The organism is Pseudonocardia oceanicola (genome assembly GCF_047200735.1).
Classification (GTDB): domain Bacteria; phylum Actinomycetota; class Actinomycetes; order Mycobacteriales; family Pseudonocardiaceae; genus Pseudonocardia.
Window position 1 is genome coordinate 18,780 of record NZ_JBJZON010000015.1, and the last position, 22,126, is coordinate 40,905.

The 22,126-nt window shown below is 75.2% G+C and carries 19 protein-coding genes; 10 read left to right on the forward strand and 9 right to left on the reverse strand.

From position 1 onward, the window contains the following. Positions 1-79: 79 nt before the first annotated feature. Both ACL02T_RS20610 and ACL02T_RS20615 read right to left on the reverse strand, forming a co-directional pair. Positions 80-3,712 carry an ester cyclase gene (locus ACL02T_RS20610; protein WP_412832360.1) on the reverse strand — a complete coding sequence of 1,211 codons (3,633 nt, stop codon included), beginning with the start codon at positions 3,710-3,712 and terminating at the stop codon, positions 80-82. Positions 3,713-3,819: 107 nt separating this feature from the next. Beyond that, on the reverse strand, positions 3,820-4,497 hold the full coding sequence (locus ACL02T_RS20615) for a pyridoxamine 5'-phosphate oxidase family protein (RefSeq protein WP_412832361.1): 678 nt from the start codon (positions 4,495-4,497) through the stop codon (positions 3,820-3,822). 123 nt (positions 4,498-4,620) lie between these two features. On the opposite strand from ACL02T_RS20615, the gene pdxR reads away from it, so the two are divergent. Continuing rightward, positions 4,621-5,994 carry a MocR-like pyridoxine biosynthesis transcription factor PdxR gene (pdxR, locus tag ACL02T_RS20620; protein WP_412832362.1) on the forward strand — a complete coding sequence of 458 codons (1,374 nt, stop codon included), beginning with the start codon at positions 4,621-4,623 and terminating at the stop codon, positions 5,992-5,994. An 84-nt stretch (positions 5,995-6,078) separates the two neighbouring features. Here the strand turns inward: pdxR and ACL02T_RS20625 are convergent, their stop codons facing one another. Further along, on the reverse strand, positions 6,079-8,610 hold the full coding sequence (locus tag ACL02T_RS20625) for an MFS transporter (RefSeq protein ID WP_412832496.1): 2,532 nt from the start codon (positions 8,608-8,610) through the stop codon (positions 6,079-6,081). 379 nt (positions 8,611-8,989) lie between these two features. Beyond that, on the reverse strand, positions 8,990-9,436 hold the full coding sequence (locus tag ACL02T_RS20630; protein ID WP_412832363.1) for a pyridoxamine 5'-phosphate oxidase family protein: 447 nt from the start codon (positions 9,434-9,436) through the stop codon (positions 8,990-8,992). 50 nt (positions 9,437-9,486) lie between these two features. Between ACL02T_RS20630 and ACL02T_RS20635 the strand changes: the two genes are divergently transcribed. After that, a complete protein-coding gene (locus tag ACL02T_RS20635; protein WP_412832364.1) occupies positions 9,487-10,371 on the forward strand; it encodes an isocitrate lyase/PEP mutase family protein in 885 nt (294 codons plus the stop codon). Between the two features lie 130 nt (positions 10,372-10,501). After that, a complete protein-coding gene (locus ACL02T_RS20640; RefSeq protein ID WP_412832365.1) occupies positions 10,502-11,620 on the forward strand; it encodes a D-alanine--D-alanine ligase family protein in 1,119 nt (372 codons plus the stop codon). A 131-nt stretch (positions 11,621-11,751) separates the two neighbouring features. On the opposite strand, the gene ACL02T_RS20645 is transcribed toward ACL02T_RS20640, so the two are convergent. Together ACL02T_RS20645 and ACL02T_RS20650 are read right to left on the reverse strand one after the other, a co-directional pair. After that, positions 11,752-12,330: a DUF3515 domain-containing protein gene (locus ACL02T_RS20645; protein ID WP_412832366.1), complete on the reverse strand. Its 579-nt coding sequence runs from the start codon at positions 12,328-12,330 to the stop codon at positions 11,752-11,754. A gap of 53 nt (positions 12,331-12,383) precedes the next feature. Beyond that, positions 12,384-12,617, reverse strand: a complete 234-nt coding sequence (locus ACL02T_RS20650; RefSeq protein ID WP_412832367.1) for an Lrp/AsnC ligand binding domain-containing protein — start codon at positions 12,615-12,617, stop codon at positions 12,384-12,386. Between the two features lie 89 nt (positions 12,618-12,706). Between ACL02T_RS20650 and ACL02T_RS20655 the strand changes: the two genes are divergently transcribed. Beyond that, the gene (locus tag ACL02T_RS20655) at positions 12,707-13,717 is read left to right on the forward strand and encodes a thiamine-phosphate kinase (protein ID WP_412832368.1); all 1,011 of its coding nucleotides are present in this window, start codon (positions 12,707-12,709) and stop codon (positions 13,715-13,717) included. An 89-nt stretch (positions 13,718-13,806) separates the two neighbouring features. On the opposite strand, the gene ACL02T_RS20660 is transcribed toward ACL02T_RS20655, so the two are convergent. After that, positions 13,807-14,298 (reverse strand): hypothetical protein, encoded by a 492-nt coding sequence (locus ACL02T_RS20660; protein ID WP_412832369.1) that lies wholly within the window; start codon positions 14,296-14,298, stop codon positions 13,807-13,809. A 167-nt stretch (positions 14,299-14,465) separates the two neighbouring features. Between ACL02T_RS20660 and ACL02T_RS20665 the strand changes: the two genes are divergently transcribed. Together ACL02T_RS20665 and ACL02T_RS20670 are read left to right on the forward strand one after the other, a co-directional pair. Beyond that, the gene (locus ACL02T_RS20665; protein WP_412832370.1) at positions 14,466-15,653 is read left to right on the forward strand and encodes an MFS transporter; all 1,188 of its coding nucleotides are present in this window, start codon (positions 14,466-14,468) and stop codon (positions 15,651-15,653) included. Positions 15,654-15,752: 99 nt separating this feature from the next. Continuing rightward, on the forward strand, positions 15,753-16,898 hold the full coding sequence (locus ACL02T_RS20670; protein ID WP_412832371.1) for an MFS transporter: 1,146 nt from the start codon (positions 15,753-15,755) through the stop codon (positions 16,896-16,898). A 15-nt stretch (positions 16,899-16,913) separates the two neighbouring features. Here ACL02T_RS20670 and ACL02T_RS20675 read toward each other — a convergent pair whose 3' ends face one another. Then, positions 16,914-18,254, reverse strand: a complete 1,341-nt coding sequence (locus ACL02T_RS20675; protein WP_412832372.1) for an ABC1 kinase family protein — start codon at positions 18,252-18,254, stop codon at positions 16,914-16,916. Positions 18,255-18,321: 67 nt separating this feature from the next. Beyond that, the gene (locus tag ACL02T_RS20680) at positions 18,322-18,849 is read right to left on the reverse strand and encodes a DUF1697 domain-containing protein (protein ID WP_412832373.1); all 528 of its coding nucleotides are present in this window, start codon (positions 18,847-18,849) and stop codon (positions 18,322-18,324) included. A gap of 166 nt (positions 18,850-19,015) precedes the next feature. Between ACL02T_RS20680 and ACL02T_RS20685 the strand changes: the two genes are divergently transcribed. The 4 genes from ACL02T_RS20685 to ACL02T_RS20700 all read left to right on the forward strand — a co-directional run bounded on the left by ACL02T_RS20685 (position 19,016) and on the right by ACL02T_RS20700 (position 22,047). Beyond that, positions 19,016-19,690, forward strand: coding sequence for a DedA family protein (locus ACL02T_RS20685; RefSeq protein ID WP_412832374.1), 675 nt, complete (start codon positions 19,016-19,018; stop codon positions 19,688-19,690). 74 nt (positions 19,691-19,764) lie between these two features. Further along, positions 19,765-20,016: a hypothetical protein gene (locus ACL02T_RS20690; RefSeq protein WP_412832375.1), complete on the forward strand. Its 252-nt coding sequence runs from the start codon at positions 19,765-19,767 to the stop codon at positions 20,014-20,016. Between the two features lie 96 nt (positions 20,017-20,112). Further along, on the forward strand, positions 20,113-20,559 hold the full coding sequence (locus ACL02T_RS20695) for a nitroreductase family deazaflavin-dependent oxidoreductase (RefSeq protein WP_412832376.1): 447 nt from the start codon (positions 20,113-20,115) through the stop codon (positions 20,557-20,559). 546 nt (positions 20,560-21,105) lie between these two features. Then, positions 21,106-22,047 (forward strand): cation diffusion facilitator family transporter, encoded by a 942-nt coding sequence (locus ACL02T_RS20700; protein WP_412832497.1) that lies wholly within the window; start codon positions 21,106-21,108, stop codon positions 22,045-22,047. The last annotated feature ends 79 nt before the right edge of the window (positions 22,048-22,126 follow it).

The following is a 22,126-nucleotide window of genomic DNA, read 5'->3' on the forward strand; positions in this document are numbered from 1 at the left end:
GGGCGGAAGGCGCGGCCGTTCGGCCGGTCCGCGGGGGCCGGGTGGTGAGCTCGGCCCCCGCAGCCGGCGTTGCCGGCGGTCAGGCGCCGGTGGCGACCGGCAGTGCGCCGATCTGGCCGAGGAACGCGAGGTCGTCGAGCCGGTTCCACCGCTCGGCGACCTGGTCGCCGCGGAAGTGGAGGATGGTGATCCCCTCGGCCTCCACCCCCGCGCCGCCGGCGGGTACGCCGAACAGCTCACCGGTGTGGGTCCCGGTGAGGGTGAAGCGCACCGCGACCCGGTCCTGGTCGACGAGCATGTCCTGGGCGGTGATCACGGCGTCGGGGATGCCGGCGCGCAGGGCGCGGAAGAACTCGGCGATGCCGGCCCGGGTGCCCGGGAAGTCCGGTGGGAAGCCGTGGAACACCGCGTCCGGGTGGTAGAGGGTGGTGACGTATCCGTCGACGTCGCCGGCGTTCAGCAGTCCGACGGCGGTGGCGACGGTGGTGCTGTGGTTGCTCATGCCGGAGACGGTGTCAGGCCGGTGTTCCCGGAACGTTCCTCGCGGCCTCGGTGGCCGGGGGGCGGCGGCCCGGGACTCGCGGGCCTTCCCGGCGCACCGCGCCGCGTCCAGGGGGCGACCGGCGCCGTGGAAGGCGGTGGCGGCCGACCGGAAGTGCTCGGTGGCCCGGCCGGGATCGCCGAGTGCGGCCGCGAGGTGTCCGTTGACCTCCTGCACGGTGGCGTCCCACCCGGGTAGCCGCATCACGACGGCGGCCAGGTCCTCCGTGTCGCGGGCGTAGCGGGCGGCGCGGTCGAGGTCGCCGCCGCGGGCGGCGGCGATGGCGGCCGGTGCGGTGAGCGTGATCCGGCAGCCGGGGCAGGTCTCCGAGGGACCTCGCACCCCCTGCTCGGCCTCCTCGATGCGGACGATCATGGTGTCCGGATCGGTCGCGGCCGCGATGCGGGTGCCGTAGATGCGGTCGAACAGGTGGAAGCCGACGTCCGACTCCCGGGCGATGTCGAGGGCGTCGTCGAGCAGGCCGGCGGCCTCGCCGTGGTGGCCCCGGTGCAGCGCGACCTCGGCCCGCCGTTGCAGGGCGAGCGCCTCGCCGGTCGCGGCACCGACGTCGCGGCTGAGCCGCGCCGCCTCCCGCAGGTCGGCGTCCGCGTCGTCGAGCGCGCCGGAGAGGAGCTCCGCCTCACCGCGGAGCGTGGTCGCGAACGCCAGCCCGCGGCCCGCGCCGAGCCGTTCCGCCTCCTCCCGGAACGCCGCGGCGAAGGCGAGCACGTCGGGGTAGGGGCGGGCCCCGTAGAGCAGGCGCTGGGTCATGCACAGGTGGCCGTCGAACACGCTGACGGCCAGTTCGCGCAGCGCATGGGTGTCCAGCAGATCCGCCCACAGGCTCTCCCGCAGGTCGTCCCGGGCGTGTGCGGCCGCGGCCTGGGCCCAGGAGGCGACCACCAGGGCGGCCCGGTCGCCGGACCGCAGCGCCAGCCGCCGGCACTCGGCGGCCTTCGCGGTGCCCGTCTGCGGGGAGGCGAAGCCCATGACGGCGGCACCGCTCCAGGCGAGTGCCTGGGCGAGCCGGCCGGGCAGCGAACTCGGCGCCAGCCCTTCCAGGGTCCGCAGGCAGGCGCGCGGGTCACCCTGCTTGATCTCGGCCAGCGCCTGCCGGGCCCGCAGGTCGTGCGTCTCCGGCGGCTCGGCCGCCTGCGCGGCGGCGGCGTAGGCGGCCGGGGCCCGCCGGTCGCCGAGTGCGTCGAGCACCTCGGCGCGAAGGCGCAGCGCGGGGAGGTGCGTCGGTCGGTGCGCCAGCAACGGGTCCAGTTGGCCGAGGGCGTCGGCGAACGCGCCGAGCGACCACGCCCGGCGAGCTGCCGCCCACAGCCAGGGTTCCGCCTCGTCCGGGCGACCACCGTCGAGCCAGTGCCGGGCGACCAGGCTGGGCGCGGCGCCCGCGGCAGCCAGACCGCGGGCGGCGTCGCGGTGGATCGCCGGGCGGCGGTGCGGCGGGACCTGCTCGGCGAGCGCCTGCCGGAGGAGGTCGTGCCGGAACCGGTAGCGGGTTCCGGCGACCACCAGGGCGCCGACGTCGAGGGCGGCGTCGAGGAGCGCGAACGCCTCCGCCTCGGCCAGCCCGGTCAGGGCGGGCACGTCGAAGGGGTCCAGGTCGTCGCCGATCACGGCGAGCCGGCGGACCAGTGCCGCGGTGGCCTCGTCCAGGTCCAGTGTCCGCTCGATGATCGCGACCCAGGTCGACGGTCGGACGGCATCGCCGCCCCCCGCGCTCCCGCGCGCCAGCTCCCGGGCGAAGAACGGGTTGCCCTCGGCCATCGCCACGATCCGGGACACCCGGGCGGGACTCGCCGCCACGGTGCTCTCCGACTCCACCACGGCCGCGATCTCCGCCTCGGCCAGGGGGCCGAGGTCGACCACGGTGCCCCGGCCCGCCTGGTCGAGACGGACCACCGCACCGGTCAGCGCGGGCGGGGCGGCCTCGGGCCGGTAGGCCAGCACCACCCGGACCGGGGGAGCGCCGCCGGTGCGGGCCAGCTGCTCGGCCGCCTCGACGGTGGCCTCGTCGGCCAGGTGCACGTCGTCGACGACGAGCAGCACGCCCGGGACGCCGCGGTCGGCGGTCAGCAACCGGTGCACCGCGCCGATCACCCGGTGGCGGGTGAGCCCGGCCGTCGTCGCCGCCCCCGGTCCCGTCGGCGCGAGGAGTTCGGCCAGCACGGTGCGCGCCGTTGCGGGCAACCGGTCGAGCACCGCGGGGTCACGGTCGATCTGCTGCTGGACCGCGGCGGCCAGGGCGGCATAGGCACCACGCGCCGGGCCCGCGGTGACGCTCGTCACGCGCCATCGTCGCTGCCGGGCGGTGGCGGCGAGCTCGCCGCACAGCGTCGACTTCCCCATACCCGCCGCGCCCCGCACGATCAGCGCGCCGGACCCGTGCACGGTGGCGGAGTCCAGGGCGGCGGTCAGCCGCGCCAGCTCCAGCTGACGGCCCACCATCGCGGGGCCCGGGGGCAGGTCGGCGACACACGACTCGTAGAGCGCACGGCTCTCCTCCGAGGGCGCCACGCCGAGCCGGCGCCCCAGGTTGGTGCGCAACCGGCTGTACCAGCGGATCGCGGTGTGCGGGCTGCCGGCCTCGCGCGCGGCTCGCATCAGCTCCCGGTGGGCGTGCTCGTCCGCGGGATCGACCGCGACCAACCGTTCCCACTGCTCGCCGAGTCGCAGCAGGGCCGTGAGGAGCGAACGCAGCCGGTCCCGGGGTCCCTGGGTCCACTCGGCGTAGAGGAGTTCGGGCAGCAGGTCTGCGGCGCACCCGGCCGCCAGGGCCGCCGCGGCGGCGCGGTCGCCGGACCGCAGGATGTCCCGGGCCCGCCGCTCGAACAGCGCGGCGTCGATGTCGACGACCGCGTCCGGGAAGAGGCTCACCCGGCCCTCGGCCAGGTGTACCGCACGCTCGCCACCGAGCGCCTGCCGCGCGAAGTGCGCGGCCTTGCGGAGGTTCGCCGCACCGGCCTGCGGGGCGAGGTGCGGCCAGAGCGCCTCGACGACCTGGTCGCGCAGCAGCCGCCGGCCGTCCGACAGTGCCAGCAGAGCCACCAGCTCGGCCGACCGCCGCGTCGGCCACGTCGTGACGAGCCGTGGCCCGACGGTCACCGTCAGACCGCCGAGCAGCGTGATCGATACCGCACCGGTGGGCGAGCCGTCGGCCATCGCTGCTCCTGACTGGAATGCCGCGACGACAGGGTAGGGGCACCGGTCGAGCCGCGCGACGGTGTGCGACGTCGGGTGCGGTGCCCGGGGCCGGTGACGCGAGCCGGCTACCGGTCGTCGGTGGCGACCGTCGCCGTCCGCGGGGTGCGGGAGGCGACGTGCGCAGGGACCGGTGCGCCGGCGGGGACGTGGGGATCGGGCACGGGTGCGCCGAAGGTGCTGGTGATCGGGACGACACCGGCCCAGACCTCGGGCGAGACGTCCTCGGGGTCGTCCCCGGGCGGCCCGGTCCGGATCTTCACGCTGGCCTCCTCGAGGTCCAGCGCGAGCACGGCGGTCGCGGCGAGCTCGCGGCGCGTGGGCGGGCGCGCGTAGTCCCACGAGCCGGGCGCGAGGTGCTCCACGACGGCACGCAGCGCGGCCGTGCGCTCGGGCTCCTCGGTGACGAGCCGCGCGGTCCCGTGGGCGACGGCGCTGCGGTAGTTCATCGAGAAGTGGAAGACCGAGCGGGCGTAGACGATGCCGTCGAGGTGGGTGACGGTCGCGCACACCGGGATCTCGCCCTCGCGCAGCCAGCGCGCCCCGGACGAGCCGTGCACGTAGAGGGTGTCGCCGATGCGGCCGTACCCGGTGGGCAGTACGACCGGGGCGCCGTCGCGGACCAGCGCGAGGTGGCAGACGAGGCCGTGGTCGAGGACGTCGTACAGCGCGGCGCGGTCGGTGGCTCCGCGCTCGCGGAGGCGGCCGAGGGTGCTGCGCGGGGTGGGGGAGAGGGTGCCGGTCACGGCGACGAGTCTGGGACGCGAGGTGGCATCCTGGAACAGCCACTCCGCCTCGATTCCGGGAGGCCACTGCCGTGACCGCGTCGACCTCGGCGTCCCCGTGACGCCTGTCCACATCGCGCCTCCGTGACCGACCTGCCGCCGCTGCTCCTCGACCGCACCGGCCCCGAGTCCCTCGCGGCCCAGCTGGCCGACGCCCTGCGCGCGGCGGGCGCGGGTGGTGCGCTCCGGGCGGGGGACCGGCTGCCGTCGACCCGCGAGCTGGCGGCCGTCCTGCGGGTGAGCCGCACCGTGACGGCGGCCGCCTACGACCAGCTCCTGGCCGAGGGCTGGCTCGAGGGCCGGGTGGGCGCGGGCACCTTCGTCACGGCGGTTCCGGTGGCCGGACCCGCCCCGGGGCCGGCATCGAGGGAGGAGCCCGTCGCCGAGTCGGCACGGATCGACCTGCGGCCCGGCACGCCGTGCACCGAGGTCCTGGATCGGGCGGCCTGGCGGCGTGCCTGGCGCGCGGCGGCGGATCCCGAGCCGGACCTGCTGCCGCGGTACGCCGGGCTGCCGGAGTTCCGCGCCGCCGTCGGCGAGCACCTGCTGCGCCACCGCGGCCTCGTCGCCCGCCCGGACGAGGTCCTCGCCACCGGCGGGAGCACCGGCGCGATCGCCGAGCTGGGCCGGCTGCTGCCGCGGGGTGCTCGGGTCGCGGTCGAGGAGCCGGGGTACCGGCGGGCAGCCGACGCGCTGACGGCGGCCGGGCTCGAGGTCGTCGGCGTGCCCGTCGACGACGAGGGGTTGCGGGTCGAGGACCTGCCCGCCGGCCTCGCGGCGGTGTACTGCACCCCGGCGCACCAGTTCCCGGTCGGCGCACGGATGCCGGCCGCGCGGCGGATCGCCCTGGTCGAGCGGGCGCGCGCGGAGAGCCTGCTGATCATCGAGGACGACTACGACGGTGAGCTGCGCTACGACGTCGCGCCGTTGCCGTTGCTCGCCGCGCTCGGGCCGGACGTCGTGGCGCACGTCGGGACGGTCAGCAAGATCCTCACGCCGACGCTCGGGGCCGGCTGGCTGGTCGCGCCCCCGGGTGTGCGGGCGGCGGTGGTGGAGCGCCGGGAGCGGACCGGGTCGCGGCCGGCGCCGGCCGGACAGCGGGTGTTCACGGCCCTCGCCACCTCCGGGGACCTGGCCCGGCACCTGCGCCGACTCCGCCGGGAGCTGGGCGAGCGCCGCCGGCTGCTGGTGGAGGCGCTCGCCGGGATCCCGTTGCAGGGCGACCGCGCCGGCGCCCACGTCCTCGTCCCGCTGCCCGACGCGGCCACCGCCCGGAGCGTGCAGGCCGCCGCGGCGGAGCGCGGGACGGGACTCGAGGTCCTGGAGCGGTACGCGGGTGCCGGGGCGCCGGGCGGCATCGTGATCGGGTACGCGGGGTGCTCGCGGGCCGAGTTCGCCGCCGCCCTCCCGGGCCTCGTCGCGGTGCTCCGGGGGGTGGCCGGCGGCCGGGCGGGCTGACGGCGCCGTACCGTCGCACCCTGGTCCCCGGTGACGCGTACGGCGGGCCGGGACCGCTCGAGCCAGGGCGACGACCGCCGGCCGTCAGTCCCCGGCGATCGGGGTGTGCGGCCGGGTGTGCCGGGACGGAGCACCGTCGGCGGCCCCGCCCACCGCGCCGAGCCGCAGCTCGACGTCCGTGGTGCCCGCGCCGGACAGCTCCACCCGCGCGACCGCGGGCAGGTGCACGCTGGTGGTGAGGGTGTAGGTGCCCGGGACCACCCGCGGCACGGCGAACCGTCCGTCGGATCCGCTGGTCGCGCTCGCGACGACCTCGCCCGCCCCGTCGACCACGGTCACCAGGGCGTTCGACAGCAACCGGCCGTCGGGACCGGTGACGGTACCGCCCAGCTCGCCGCCGGCGTCGAGCAGCAGGTCGACGGGGGTGGTGCCCTCGGCGCCCACGTGCACCGTGGTGGCCTTCGGCTCGTGCCCGGCCAGGGTCGCGGTGACCGTGGTGGTGCCGGTGGGGATGCCGTCGAGACGGAAGCGCCCGTCCTCACCGGTGACGGCGCGGCCGACGAGCCGGCCGGCGCCGTCGAGCGCCAGCACCGACACCTGCGGTGCCGGGTGCTCGCCCGAGCGGACCACACCGTGCAGCGCGCCGTCCCCGCCGAGGTCGAAGTCCTGGGTCGTGTCCCCGCCGTCGAGCGCGACGGTCGCCACCGCCGGCCGGAAGCCCGGCGCGGTCGCGACGACCATGTACGTGCCGCCGGGCAGGCCGTGCAGGGCGTAGGTGCCGCCCTGGTCGACCTCGGCACGGCCGACCTGCCGCCCGTCCGGCGCCGTGACGGTCACGACGCCGCCCGGGATGGCCGTGCCGTGCAGGGTGCGCAGCGCTCCGACGACCGATCCCGCCACCGGCCCGGCCGCACCCACCGCGGGCAGGGGCGCGGTCGCGGTGTCGGCCCACATCGTGTCGGTGTCGACCAGCTCGCCGCCCTCGGCCGCCAGCTCCGCGCCGACGGTCTCGGGCACCGGGGACGTCTGCCGGCGCCCGGTGAAGATCGACGCGACCGCGGCGACCACGCACGCCGCCACGGCGAACCAGAAGGCGGCGGTGAGGCCCTCGGAGAAGGGCGGCGAGATCAGGTTCGGGAAGAAGCTGCGCCCGGTGAGGAAGTTCGCCTGGTCGACCGGGATCCGGTCGAGGACGCCGCCGAGCAGCTCCTGGATCGGGTTGTAGCCGAGGAACGCGGCGAACAGCACACCGACCGGCGGGAGGTCGGCGATGCGCGAGGCGTCGGCCGCGGGCACGCCGTTCTGCACCAGGCCCGACTGCATGACCGAGGGCAGGTGCGTGGACAGGCCCGCGATCATCAGGCTGAAGAAGAACCCGATGGACAGCACCATCGCCGAGTTCTGGAAGGTCGCCGTCATGCCCGCCCCGGCACCGCGGGCGTCGACCGGCAGGCTGTTCATGATCTCGGCCCGGTTCGGCGAGGAGAACAACCCCATGCCGATGCCGTTGACCAGCAGGATCCCCGCGAAGGCCCAGTAGTCGAAGTCGACCGGCAGGATCTCGAGCAGGACGAAGCTGACCGCCGAGATGAGCATGCCGCCGGTGGTGAACCACTTGCTGCCCCACCGGTCCGACAGCACGCCCGAGACCGGCGCCGCGGCGAGGAAGCCGATGGTCAGCGGCAGCATGTAGATGCCGGCCCAGAGCGGGGTCTGCTCGAAGCTGTAGCCGTGCTGCGGCAGCCAGATGCCCTGCAACCAGATGATCAGCACGAACTGCAGGCCGCCGCGGCCGAGCGAGGCGAGCAGGTTCGCCAGGTTGCCCAGGGTGAAGGCGCGGTTGCGGAAGAGGGAGAGCTCGAACAGCGGGGCCGCGACCCTCGTCTCGATGAACCCGAAGATCACCAGCACCGCGATGCCGCCGATGATGCAGCCCAGCACCATCGGGCTGCCCCAGCCCATCACGCTGTCCCCGTACGGCTGGATCCCGTAGGTGATGCCGATCAGCAGCACGATGAGGCCCACCGCGAAGGTGACGTTGCCCCACCAGTCCATCTTGGCCCGCACCCGGCGGCCGTTGTCGTGCAGCTTGTAGTAGGCCCAGAAGGTGCCGAAGACGCCGAACGGCACCGACACCACGAACACGAGGTGCCAGTTGACCGGGCCCAGCAGCCCGCCGATCACCAGGCCCAGGAAGGACCCGGCGATCGCGGCGACGCCGTTGATGCCCAGCGCGAGCCCGCGCTGCGTGGCCGGGAACGCGTCGGTGAGGATCGCGCTCGAGTTCGCCATCAGGAACGCGCCGCCGATGCCCTGCACGATGCGCCAGGCGATCAGCCAGATCGCGGCGGCGTCGCCCTGTTGCCAGGTGACGGCGAGCAGGATCGACGAGATCGTGAAGACGGCGAAGCCGAGGTTGTACATCCGGACGCGGCCGAACATGTCCCCGAGCCGGCCGAAGCCGACGACCAGCACCGCGGTGACGACCAGGAAGCCCATGATCATCCACAGCAGGTAGCTGGTGTTCGACGACTCCAGCGGGTTGATCCCGATGCCACGGAAGATGTCCGGCAGGGCGATGAGCACGATCGAGGAGTTGATCGTGGCCATGAGCATGCCCAACGTGGTGTTGGACAGGGCGATCCACTTGTAGCCGGGGCCGGGGTCCCGCACTTCCCCCGGTCGGTCGTTGACGGCAGCCTGCTCGGCCGACACGGGCCCTCCCCACGCGCGACGAAATAGTTGTCTCAGGCTAACGGTTGCAAGGTGCCACGGTCGAGGCCGAAGTTCCGTCCCGCGACGTGGGGTCTCCCACAGCGGAGCGGCGCGAAGCTCGTGCGGTGACCACGAACGTTCGCCGGGTGATCGCGGGATCCGGGTGGTTCCTCGTCAGGCGCCCCCGCACCGCCTGTACCGGGCGTACCGGGGTGCGGGGGCAACGCCGCGAGGGGCCGCCCGGGCCCGTGAGGACCGGTGGACGTTCGTGGTCACCGCACTAGGCGTTGCCGTAGACCGTCGTCGGGGCGACGAGAACGGCGACGCGGCCCTCCTCGCGCATCACGCGGTCGTAGGTCTCCCAGTCGTCGTGGGTGCCGCCGGCCCCGGTGAACACGGCTCGCAGCAGCAGCCGCAGCTCCTCCGGGTCGGTGTCGCCGGGGCCGATCAGCTCGCTCGCGCCGTCGACCGCCGCCCAGCGCCAGCCCGCCCGCCACAGGACGGACGTGGCCGGCCGGACGCGCAGGTTGCGCAGCTTGACCCGCCCGTAGGTGACGTAGCCGACGACCGGTGCGCCCGTTCTCGGGTGGTCCAGCACGCCGGCGTTGACGAGGGACGAGTGCGGGGTGCCGTCCGCCCGGACCACGCTGACCGACGCCAGCCCGTGCTCCTGCCCGACGATCCGGCGGACCGGTTCCAGATCCGCACCCCTGGGTCGAGTGTTCATGCGGCCCAGTGTGGACCCGGTCACCGACGCGACCGTGAGACGCTCGGGACATGGCCGGCCTGCTGTCCACAGCTCCCCGCGCGCAGCTGCGCGACCTGCTCGCGGGGTCCCGTCCCCTGGTCGTCCCCGGTGCCTACGACGCCCTGTCCGCCCGGCTCGTCGAGCAGGCGGGCTTCGACGCCGTCTACATGACCGGCTTCGGGACGACGGCGGGCCTGCTCGGCCGTCCGGACGTCGGCCTGCTCACCGGGACGGAGATGGCGGACAACGCCCGCCGGCTCGTCGAGGCCGTCGACGTCCCGGTGATCGCCGACGGCGACACGGGGTACGGCAACGCGATCAACGTGCTGCGCACGGTCCGGACCTACGAGCAGGCCGGCGTCGCCGCGATCCAGCTCGAGGACCAGGTCACGCCGAAGAAGTGCGGTCACCTGAGCGGCAAGCGGATCGTGCCGCTGCCGGAGATGCTCGGCAAGATCCGCGCCGCCGCCGACGTCCGCCGCGATCCGGACTTCCTGATCATCGCCCGGACGGACGCGGTCGCCGTCGAGGGCGTCGACATCGCGATCGAGCGGGCACGGGCGTTCCGCGACGCGGGCGCCGACCTGCTGTTCGTGGAGGCGCCCACCTCCGAGGCGGACATCGAGCGGATCGCGGGCGAGCTCGCCGGCGTCGCCCCGCTGGTCTTCAACTGGGCGGAGGGCGGCACCACCCCGCCGCTGACCCTGGACCGCATGGCCGAGCTCGGGTTCGCGCTGGTCCTGTACCCGATCGGCACGCTGCTCGCCGCCACGGCGGGGATGCGTGCGCTGCTGGAGACGCTCCGCCGCGACGGCACCCCCCGGGCCGCGCTGCCCGGACTGCCCGCCTTCGACGAGTTCACCTCGCTCGTCGGGCTGCCCGAGGTGCGGGAGCTGGAGCAGCGGTACCGTTGACCCGGGCGTGCGCGAACGACGCTCACGCGTGCCGAACCTGCGACGAGAGCGCCGCTCGCTCGTCCCGCGCACCGGGACCCCGGCAGGGCGTGCGCCGGTCGGGTGACGGGCGCGCCTACGCTGCCCGGTCATGAGCGAGCCTGCGAGCGCGCCCCGGCGCGACCGGATCCGGGTGGCCGTCGTCTTCGGCGGGCGCAGCTCCGAGCACGCGATCTCCTGCGTCTCGGCGGGGAGCGTGCTGACCCATCTCGACCGGGAGCGGTTCGACGTCGTGCCGGTCGGGATCGCCCCCGACGGCGCGTGGGTCCTCGGCACGGACGACCCGGCGGCGCTGCGGATCCGGGACCGCGCCCTGCCGGAGGTCGACCCGACCGCCACCGCGCTCGCGCTTCCGGGCGACCCGACGCGGGGCGGCCTGCTGCGGCTCGATCCGGGCCGCGCGGGCGAGGTGCTCACCGGCGTGGACGTCGTGTTCCCGGTGCTGCACGGCCCGTTCGGCGAGGACGGCACGATCCAGGGCCTGCTCGAGATGGCCGGCCTGCCCTACGTCGGTGCCGGGGTGTTCGCCAGCGCGGCAGGGATGGACAAGGAGTTCACCAAGAAGCTCCTGGCCGCCGACGGGCTGCCCGCCGGGAACCTGGTGGTGCTGCGGCCCCGGCAGCAGACCCTGTCGGCCGACGAGCGGGAGCGGCTCGGGCTGCCGGTGTTCGTCAAGCCGGCGCGGGCCGGGTCGTCCGTCGGCATCACCAAGGTGAGCGACTGGGCCGACCTCGACGCCGCGATCGCCACCGCCCGCGTGCACGACCCGAAGGTGCTGGTGGAGGCGGCGGTCGTCGGGCGCGAGGTGGAGTGCGGCGTGCTGGAGCTGCCCGACGGCACGCTGCGCGCCTCGGTGCCCGCCGAGATCCGGCTCGTCGGCGGGGCCGGTGAGTTCTACGACTTCGAGGCCAAGTACCTCGACGACGTCTGCGAGTTCGACATCCCTGCCAAGGTCGACGACGTCGTCGCCGAGCGGCTGCGCGAGATGGCGATCGCCGCCTTCCGCGCGCTGGACTGCCAGGGCCTGGCCCGTGTGGACTTCTTCGTCGGTGAGGGCGGGGAGCTGACCGTCAACGAGGTCAACACCATGCCCGGCTTCACGCCCATCTCGATGTACCCGCGGATGTGGGCGCACACGGGGGTCGACTACCCCACGCTGCTCGCCACGCTGGTCGACACCGCCCTCGCCCGGGGCACCGGTCTGCGCTGAGAGCGCGACTCGCGGAAGCTGAGAGCGCGACTCGCGGAAGCTGAGAGCGCGACTCGCGGGAGCTGGGGGCGCGACTCGCGGAAGCCGAGAGCGCGACTCGCGGGAGCTGGGGGCGCGACTCGCGGGGTCGGTCAGCGGACGGTGATGTCGGTGCGGGGGAGGGTGCGGGCGATCGCGTCGGAGACCGCCTGGACCGGGCCCGTGCCGATCTCGGTGGGCGTGGTGAGTGCGACGTACACGGGCCGGTCGACGGCGACGTAGGTCACGAGGCTCGGCTGCGGGGTGCCGTCGGTGATCGTGAGCCAGCTGACGCCGTTGACGTCCGTGAGCGTGGAGGTCGGGGTCAGCTCCTGCGGACGGGGCAGGCCGCAGCGCAGCACGACGGGTCGCGGCTCGGCGGCCCAGGCGCGGGCCCCGTCCTGCACCGGATCGGCGAGCGGCCGGGCGGGGAGCGACGGGTCGCCGGGGAGCTCGTGCGGCAGCACCGCGAGCAGGCCGGCGCAGGCCCGTGACGAGGCCTCGGGCGCCTCGACCGGCGCGAGCGCGAGCGGGCCGGTCTCCGGCGCCGGAGCCGGCGCGTCGAACGCCCCGGCCCGCGCCGCGATCGCCAGCCCGGCCACGACCAGCGCGAGCAGCACCGGCAGCGCGATCGCGAGGACCACCGCCGGTCGTCGCAGGTCGGGGCCGTGGCGCGGGCTGCTCGGGGGCATCGGGGTCGTCGGAATTCCTCGGTCTGCTCGTACTCCGGTACGCGGGCTCCGCCTCAGAGCTTGACCACCGGGCAGGTCAGGGTCCGGGTGATCCCCGGGACCCCCTGCACCCGCGCGACGACGAGCTGGCCCAGCTCGTCGACGTCGGCCGCCTCGGCACGGACGATGACGTCGTACGGCCCGGTGACGTCCTCGGCGGTGACGACGCCGTGGATCGCACCGATCTCGGCGGCCACCGCCGCCGCCTTGCCGACCTCGGTCTGGATCAGGATGTAGGCCTGCACCACGGCGTGCCCCTTCTCGTTCTGCTTGTCTGGAGACCCGCCGGACGCCGTCCGACGGGAAAGTCGGAAGGCAACGTACCTGAGGAGAGCCCGTGTCCCCATCGTCGCGCACCCCGTCGGGGGCCACCGAGGCGAGCGACACACCGAGCGAACCGGACGAATCACCCGCGCTGGCGACGATCGGGGAGTTCGGTCTCATCGAACGGGTGACCCGCGACCGGGCCCAGCCGTCGTCGACGCTGCTCGGTCCCGGCGACGACGCCGCCGTCGTCGCTCAGCCGGACGGGCGGGTGGTGGCGTGCGTCGACGTCCTCGTGGAGGGCGTGCACTTCCGGCTCGACTGGTCCTCGCCCCAGGACGTGGGACGCAAGGTCGTCGCCGCCAACCTCGCCGATGTCGCCGCGATGGGTGCGGTGCCCACCGGCCTGCTCGTCGGGCTCGCCGCACCGCGCGACACGCCGGTCGAGACCCTCGAAGGGGTGGCCGAGGGGATGTGGGCCGAAGCGGGGGTCGTCGGCGTCGGCCTGGTCGGGGGCGACGTCGCCTCGTCGGCGACGCTCGTGCTCTCCGTGACGGCGCTCGGCTCGCTGGAGGGGCGCGCACCCGTGACGCGCGGCGGTGCCCGGCCCGGCGACGTCGTCGCCGTGTGCGGCCGGCTCGGCTGGGCCGCCGCCGGGCTGGCCGTGCTGACCCGCGGGTTCCGCTCGCCCGGCGCGGTCGTCGACGCCCACCGGGCACCCACCCCGCCCTACGCCGCCGGGCCCGCCGCAGCACTCGCCGGCGCGACCGCGATGATCGACGTGTCGGACGGCCTGCTCGCCGACCTGGGTCACGTCGCCGCGGGATCGGGGGCGCGCATCGGGTTGCGCCGCGACGCCTTCGCCGTCCCCGACCGGCTGGCGGAGGTGGCCTCGGCGCTCGGCGTCGACCCGGTCGACTGGATGCTGACGGGTGGGGAGGACCACGCGCTGGCCGCGACCTTCCCGGCCGGCACCGCCCTGCCGGAGGGCTTCGTCGAGATCGGCGGGGTCAGCGAGGGGGAGGGCGTGGTGGTCGACGGCGAGCCCTACGCCGGTGTCCCCGGGTGGGAGCACTTCGCCTGACGTGCTTGAGCCACCCGCGGCGACGACGTGTGCTCCCGTGCGCGGTGCAGGGGCCGTCGTGGCGCGGCTGCCGCACCGCAACCGGTGGGTCAGTTCCTCCGGCGGCGGAAGAGCCTGCGCAGCAGGGTGTCGGGCGCGTCCGGAGCCGACCGCTTGCCGGGAACCGAGCGCTGCGGGTGGGCGAACGGCCGGTCCGCGGGATCGACGGGCGCGATCGGCAGGGCCGGGATCGTCGCGGAGCCCGCGGCGACCGGGTGCAGCACCTTCGTCGACGGGTCGGGCGGGCCGTCGTCGGCCACGGCCGGGGCGTCGTCGGCCTCGGCGCCGTCGAGCTCGGCGGCCTCGGCCGAGACCGGCTCGATGCCCTCGACCGCGGCGCTCTCGGCAGGATCCGGCGCAGGATCCGCCCCACCACCCGCCGCGGACGTGTCGCGCGCGTCCGCGGCGGGCGTGGAGCGGGGCCGCGGGCCGGGGCGGACCCGCAGGTAGGCGGTGCGCTCGGCCGGACGCGTCGCGGGTTCGTCCGTACCGCTCGGCGGCGCGGTCGATCCCTGCGTGGTGCTGCGTCCCGACTCGCTCACGGACCGGCTATCGGGCCCGCAGGCGAGCCCGTTACGTGTGCGGTGCGTCTCAGCGCGGTCGGGCGACTACTCACCGGCTCCACCGTCGTCGTCGGTGTCGATCGTCAAGGTGATGTCGCCCCTCCGCACGGTCGGCGGGCGGACGGCTCGTCGGGTACTCAGGAGCGGTGAACGGACGGTCCGCGTCGCTCGTCCTGGTCGGCCTCCTCGCGCTGTCGCTGAACCTGCGCGCGGCGCTGTCGGCCTACCCGCCGCTGCTGGGGCAGGTGCGCGAGACGCTCGGGATCGCCGCGGGCACCGCCGGCGCCGCGCAGACCGGGGCGATCCTCGCCATGGCCGCGGGCTCGCTGGCCGGGCCGCGGGTCGGGGCCCGGTTCGGGGCCGTGCGGGCGCTCGGCGGGTCGGTCGGACTGGTCGCCCTGGGCAGTCTGGTCCGCGGCGTGCCCGCGCTGTCCGCCCTGTTCGCCGGGACGCTGGTGATCGGCCTCGGCATCGGCGTCGCCGGGGTGCTGCTCACGGCGGTGGTGAAGGACCGGCTCGCCGCGCGGGCGGGAGCGGTGAGCGGCGCGTACGTCGTCGCGATGATGCTCGGCTCGACGATCGTCGGCGCCCTGGCCGTGCCGGTCGCCGTCGCGCTCGGCGGATGGTCGTACTCGCTGGCGCTGTGGGCCGTGCCCGCGCTCCTCGCGGTGGGGGTGTGGGCGGCGATCATGCGCGGCTCCGGGGAGGCGCGGCCGAGCGAGGCGGCGGCCCACCGCCGGCTGCCCTGGCGCGACCCCTTCGCCCGGCTCGCCGCGATGTACCAGTCCGGCGTGTCGCTGACCGTCTACGGCTCGCTGACGTGGGTCGCCCCGGCCTACGTGGACCGCGGCTGGGGGCCCGCCACCGCCGGGCTGCTCGTCGCGGTGTGGAGCGTGGCGCAGATGCCGTCGGCGCTGGTCGTGCCCAGCCTCGCCGAGCGGTCGGGGCGGTTCCGGCGCTGGGCGACGGCGACGGCGTCGTGCACGGTCGTGGCCGTGCTCGGCATGGTGCTGCTGCCCGAGCCGCCGCTGGTGGGGGCCTGGTCGTGGGTCGTGCTGATCGGGGTCGCCTGTGGGGCGGGCTTCCCGCTGGGGCTGTCGGTGATCGCGCACCGGACCCCCGACCCGGCGGCGAGCGCGGCGACGAGCGGCCTGGCCCTCGGGGTCGGCTACACCGTGGCCGGGCTGGGACCGCTGCTGATGGGCGTGCTCGTCGACCTGACGCACGGTTACGCCGCGGCGCTGCTCGTCCTGCTCGGCGCGGCGCTGCTGCAGATCGCCGCCGCGATCGGGATCGGCGACCACCGGCGCGAGCCCGCGACCGCGGCGGGCTGAGAAAACCTCGCGACGACGCCGGGGCGGCGTCGCTACGCTGCCGCCGTGCCCTTCCGTTGACGCACGTCCCGCCCCCTGCCGCCGGCCGCTCGCGGTCCGGTGCGCCTGGTCGTCGGCTGGGCCCTGCTCGCCGACGCCGTCCCCCTCTACCCGCTCTACGCGCTCTTCTTCGCCGAGCACGGCATGTCCGGTGCGGAGATCTCCGCGCTGTTCGCGATCTGGTCGGTCACCGGCCTGGTCGCGGAGGTGCCGTCGGGTGCCCTGTCCGACCGGTTCCCGCGACGGCGGGTGGTGGCTGCGGGCGGGGTGCTGCAGGCGGCCGCGTATGCGCTGTGGTTGCTCGCGCCCGGCTTCCCCGGGTTCGCCGCCGGGTTCGTCCTGTGGGGCGTCGGCACGTCGTTGTTCAGCGGCACGGTCGAGGCGCTGGTGTACGAGGCGCTGGCCGCCGCGGGTGCGGCCGCCCGGTACGCCGGGGTCCGCGGTCTCGTCACCGCTGCCGGCCACGCCGCACAGGTGCCCTCGGCGGCGGCCGCGACCGTTCTCGTCGCGACGGGCGGGTACGCGCTGGTCGGCTGGGCGAGCGTCGGCACCTGTCTCGCCGCCGCCGTGCTCACCTGTGCCTTTCCCGATCCACCCCGCGCCGGTCCAGCCGCCGGCCCGCCCGAGGACCACCCCGCGGAGACCGCCGAGGAGCTCACCTACCGGCAGACCCTGCGCGTCGGGCTGGCCGAGGCGGTCGGCAGCCGCGTGGTCCGCGGTGCGCTGCTCGCGGCCGCGCTCGTCGGCGGGGTCGACGCCCTCGAGGAGTACTTCCCGCTGATCGTCGGGCAGCAGGAGACAGTTGCGCTCGTCGCCGTGCCCGGCCTCCTGGTGCTGGTGGCGCTCGCCGGAGCACTCGGCGCGGCGCTGGGCGGGCGGGCACGCCGGCTGCGCGGGCGCGGGCTCGCGGCACTGGTGGTCCCGGCGGCCGCCGCGCTCCTGGTCGCCGGGCACGGCGGAGCGCTCGGCCTGGGCGCCCTCGGCGCGTACTACGCGCTGCAGCAGTGCGCCCAGGTCGTCACCGACACCCGGGTGCAGGAGCGGCTGTCCGGCCGGGCCCGGGCCACCTCGACGTCGGTCTCCGCACTCGGCACCGAAGCCGTCGCACTGGCGGTGTTCGTGGCCTGGGGGCTCGGCGGGACCACGGCGGTCGCGGTCGGGGTGCTCGCCCTGGCCCCGGTGCTGTGGTGGCTGCTGCGGCGGTGACCGAGGGTCGTGGGCTCAGCCGGCGAAGCCGGGCACCCAGCGCTCGACCAGGCCGCGGGCGGCCACGGTGCAGTCCAGCCGGGCCAGGATGTTCATCCACCCCGAGAGCACCCGCATGACCAGCGCGTACTCCGGCGGGAACGACAGCGCACGGCCGGTGTCGCGGTAGGCGCGGTTGGCCGGGTTGGCCACCCGGGCACCCTGCCGGGCCATCCAGGCCTCGGTGAAGTGGAACCGCTCGACGCGCAGCGGGTCGGCCAGCGCCCCCACCCACCGCAGGACATCGGCGGTCCCGGCGTCGGGCGCGAGGAAGCCCTCGGCGCGCAACAGCCGGTCGAGTCCCTCGGAGTCCTGCTCCGCGGTGAGCGTCAGGATCCTGACCAGCACGGGCGGGATGCCGTCGGGCAGGCTCGCCGCCGCACCGAAGTCGATCATGCCGAGCCCGCTGCCGTCGGCCAGCACGAGGAAGTTCCCCGGGTGCGGGTCGGCGTGCAGCAGCCCGACCCGGGAGGGAGAGGCGAACATCGTCTCGACGACGGTGTGCCCGAACCGGTCCCGGTCGGCCTCGGCGCCGCGCCCGCCGAGCAGGTCGCGCAGCGGGAACCCGTCGAGCCACTCGGTGACCAGCACCTTCGGTGCCGACGCCACCACCCGCGGGATCCGCAGGCCCGGCCGGTCGGCGAAGCCGGTCGCGAAGGCGCGCTGACGGTCCGCCTCCAGCCGGTAGTCGAGCTCCTCCATCGTCCGCTCGCGCAACTCGCGGATCAGGGCGCGGGCGTCGAGCGCCGGGAAGATCGCCCCGAACAGCCGGGAGAACCGCTCGAGCGTGCGCAGGTCGGCGTCGAGGGCGAGATCGGCGCCGGGATACTGCACCTTGACGGCGACGTCCCGGAGCCCGTTCGCGCCCCGCCACACGGCGCGGTGCACCTGCCCGATGCTCGCGGCCGCCCGCGGCTCGTCGTCGAACTCCGCGAACCGCTCCCGCCAGCCCCGGCCCAGCTGCTCGGCGAGCATCCGGTGGACGTCCGCGACCGGCATCGGCGGGCTCGACGTCTGGAGCTTCGCCAGGGCCTCCTGGTACGGCCCGGCGATCTCGGCGGGGATCATCGCGTCGTACACCGACAGCGCCTGGCCGAGCTTCATCGCGCCGCCCTTGAGCGTGCCGAGCACGGCGAAGAGCTGCTCGGCGTTGCGGGCGAGGGTGGCGGCGGCGACCTCGTCGGCGTCGGCGCCGACGAGCGTGCGGCCCCATCCGCCGACGGCCCGGCCGGCGAAGCCGAGGGGCAGCGACACGAGCCTCGCAGAGCGCCCGAACCCGCCTCGGGGGACGCCCCGGTCCGCCCTCTCGTCCGCCATCACACCCCCTTCCGCGACCGAGGGTGACCCTACTGTCACGCGCCGGGAGCGTGGCCCGCACCCCGCACTACCCGGGGATCGCGTCGAGGAGCTTCTCCAGGGTGTTCCAGTTGCGGCCGGTGGTGGGCACCTTCCACTCCCGGCGCAGGAACGCGGCGACGTCCGGGGAGTTCGAGATTCCCTCCGGGCACCACTGGTAGATCAGCCCGTCGCCGACCACGATCCGCTCCGGGTCGAGCCCGACGGGGCTCGGGGCGTCCGGCGGGGGCGTGCCGAACAACCAGAGGACCAGCATCCGCGAGCCGTTGTCGGCCACCTCACGGAGGGGGTGCCCCTCCGCGGCGGCCTGCAGGTCGGCGCGGGTCAGCGCCAGGACCCTGATCTCCGTGCCGTACCGCTCGGCGAGTGCGGCCTCGACCCGCTCGGCCACGCGCCCGGGCGGCTCGTCGGCGGCCAGGACCGCGTTGCCGCTCTGCAGCAGCGTCCTCACCTGCGTGTATCCCAGCCCGGTGAGTACCTCGCGCAGCTCGGCCATCGCGACCTTCTTGTTACCGCCGACGTTCACACCCCGCAGCAGCACCGCGTAGCCCGACACGGGCGGGAACCTACACCTGGCACGGCGGGTCGACCGCTCACCGCACACGCACCGCATCCGGCTGACCCCGGGGACGGATCGGGGGTGGTCCCCCGTGACCCGGCCGTGACGTTCTGGGAGTGTGGTCCGAGTACTCCCGCGAGACCCCGTCGGAAGGACCCTCCTCGTGCAGCTTCTCGACGCCGGCGCCCTCGTGGCGCTCTTCGACGCCGTGCTGCACAGCGTGTGGCTGTTCCCGGTGCTCGCGGTGCTGATCGCGTTCGACGGCCCGTTCCCCGTCCTGCCCAGCGAGACGCTGCTCACGGTGGGTGCCGCCTCGGCCTTCGGTACCGGGAACGTGCCCGGCGTACTCGGGCTGTTCCTGGCGTCCATGGTCGGCTCGATGATCGGCGACGTCGCCGTGTACACGCTCGGCCGCAGCTCGAACCGCATCCTGCGCGGCGCCGGCCAGAAGAACGACGGGCTGGGCGCCTGGGTCCGCCGCAACCTCTGGAGCAGGCCGATCGTCGCCTGCGTCGGCACGCGGCTCGTCCCCGGTGGCCGGCTGGTCAGTACGGCCGCCTGCGGTCGGGTCCGGCTGCCGGTGCGGATGTTCCTGCCGGCCACCGCGGCCAGTTCGGCCGTCTGGGGCGTGTACATGCTGCTGATCGGCGCCCTCCTCGGCCCGATCACGAAGGGCAACCCGCTGCTCTGCCTCCTCGCCGGGATGATCATGGCCGTCGCGACCGCGGGTGGCTTCGAGGCCGCCCGGCGGATCCGTCGGTGGGCCCGGGCCCGGCGCGCCGCCCGTGTCGCCGCCCTCGCCCCGGTGCCCGCGCCGATGCCCGCGCTGATGCGCTGAAGTCCGTCCGGCTCTCCCGCGGCCCGTCTCAGTCTGAGACGGGCCGTCGGCGTCCGGGGGCCGAGAATGATCGCGTGCGCGACGAGGCGTGGGTGGCCGAGGTGGGGGAGGCGAACGCGGCCTGGCTGGCCACGGAGTCCCGGACGGCGCGGCTGGCCCGCGAGTACCGGCCCGTCGACCTCGGGGACGGCAGGGTCCGCTACAGCGCCCGCGCGCTGGGGGCGGCGCGCGAGCTCGGTGAGGAGGAGGACGGGTACCTCACCGACGACGCCGACGGTCTGCGGGTCTGGATCGGCGACGACGCGTTCGAGGTCGAGCGCGAATAGGGCGTTCCGAGAGCACTGCTCTTGACTCCGGTCGGGCGAGGCGGTTCACTGGGGCCTCTGGGAGAGCACTGCTCTCGAATAGGACGAGGAGTCACGATGATCGAGCCGCAGCAGCGCTACCTGGCCCCGAAGTCGGGGACGACCGTGGTCAATCACGTCGTCGCCGCGCTCACCCGGGTGGGGATCAGCGTCCTGGGCAGCCGGGTGCTCGCCGTCCGCGGCCGCACGAGCGGGCAGTGGCGGACGACGCCGGTGAACCTGCTGGTCGTCGAGGGGGAGCGGTACCTCGTGGCGCCCCGCGGGCACACGCAGTGGGTGCGCAACCTCCGTGCCTCCGGCACGGGCGAGCTGCGTCTCGGCCGGCGGGTCGAGGCGTTCACCGCCACCGAGCTCGCGGACGACGAGAAGCTCCCGGTCCTGCGCGAGTACCTGCGCAAGTGGTCCTGGGAGGTCGGGGCCTTCTTCGAGGGACTCGACAAGGACTCGCCCGACGACAGGCTCCGGGCGGCGGCCCCGGGCTTCCCCGCCTTCCGCATCCGGTGAGGGCCCGGGCCCGGTGGCGAGCCGTCCCCCGAGGACGCCGGCCCGGGGGCGACGACCGTCCGGGAACGACGCCGGTCCGGTGATGACGCTGTCCGGTGACGACGCTGTCCGGTGCCGGTGGGGGCTCCCCAGTCCACCGGCACCGGTGTCGGGTTCAACGCGGCGGACCGCCGGGGGTTTCGGTCGGAACCCCACGAACCTCACCGGTCCCGCCGAACGTGGCAGGAGGTGCGCCGATCGGTCGTTCCGGCGCCGGAGTGCGTGCCGGGGCAACGATCCGGGCCGATCTCCCGACGACCGCGCCACGACGACCGCAGAGCGCCGGATCAGACCTTCCGGACAACCCTCCTGATCCGCGCCGCCGACCGCGGGCCGCGCGCCGAGAGGCGGCCTGAGTGCCCGCCAGACCGGGCGGCCCGGCCCGGCCGCGGTTACGGTCGATGCGTGGTGGAACGATCCCGAGAAGACTCCGACCGGGACCGGGACGAGCCCGAGGCGCAGGAGAAGGACGAGCAGGGCTCGTCCGGCGGTGAGAGCACCGGGACGGTGCTGCTCGCCGGCGGGGTCAACGCCACCATCGCCGTCCTGAAGGCCGTCGCCGGGCTGCTCACCGGATCGTCCGCGATGCTGGCCGAGGCGGCGCACTCCGTCGCCGACACGACGACCGAGGGGCTGCTGCTCGCGGCCCTGCGCCGCTCCTCCCGCGGGCCCGACCGCCTCCATCCGTTCGGCTACGGCAAGGAACGCTTCTTCTGGGCGCTCATCGCGGCCGTGTCGATCTTCGTGTCCGGTGGGGTCTTCTCGGTCTACGAAGGGCTCAGCACGATCCTGGGGGAGGGCGCCGAGCAGACGATCCCCTGGGTCGCGTACGCCGTCCTCGGCGTCTCGTTCCTGCTGGAGGGCAGCTCCCTGCTCAAGGCGATCCGGCAGGTGCGCAACGAGGCGGCGGAGGAGCGGGTCGGCTTCTTCCGCCTGCTCCGCACGACGGACGACCCGACCGTCAAGACGGTCTTCTTCGAGGACAGCGCTGCGCTCGTCGGGTTGCTGCTGGCCTTCGCCGGAGTCGGCCTGCACCAGCTGACCGGGGCGGCGCTGTGGGACGGGATCGCGTCGCTGCTGATCGGGTTGCTGCTCGCCGGCGTCGCGTTCGTCCTCGGCGGCACCAACAAGGGACTGCTGATCGGCCGGCAGGCGGACCTGCGGATGGTCCGCGCCATCCGCCGGAGCCTGGAGGACCGCGCCGAGATCGACGCCGTGGTGGACCTGCTGACCATGCAGCTCGGCACGGACAGCGTGCTGCTCTGCGCCCGGCTGGACTTCGAGGACACGCTCGGTGCCGCGGACGTCGAGCGGGCGTGCGTGGAGATCGACGCGGACCTGCGGGGCCGGTTCTCCGATCTCGCCGAGATCTTCCTGGAGCCCGTGCCGCGCACCGACCCGGTGATGCGGGAGCGGGTGCTGGACCGCTACGGCCGCACCCTCGCCTGAGACGCCGGCCCCGGCCTCCCCGGATGCACGAACGGCACTCTTGTGCGGTAGGTCCGCACAAGAGTGCCGTTGGTGCGCA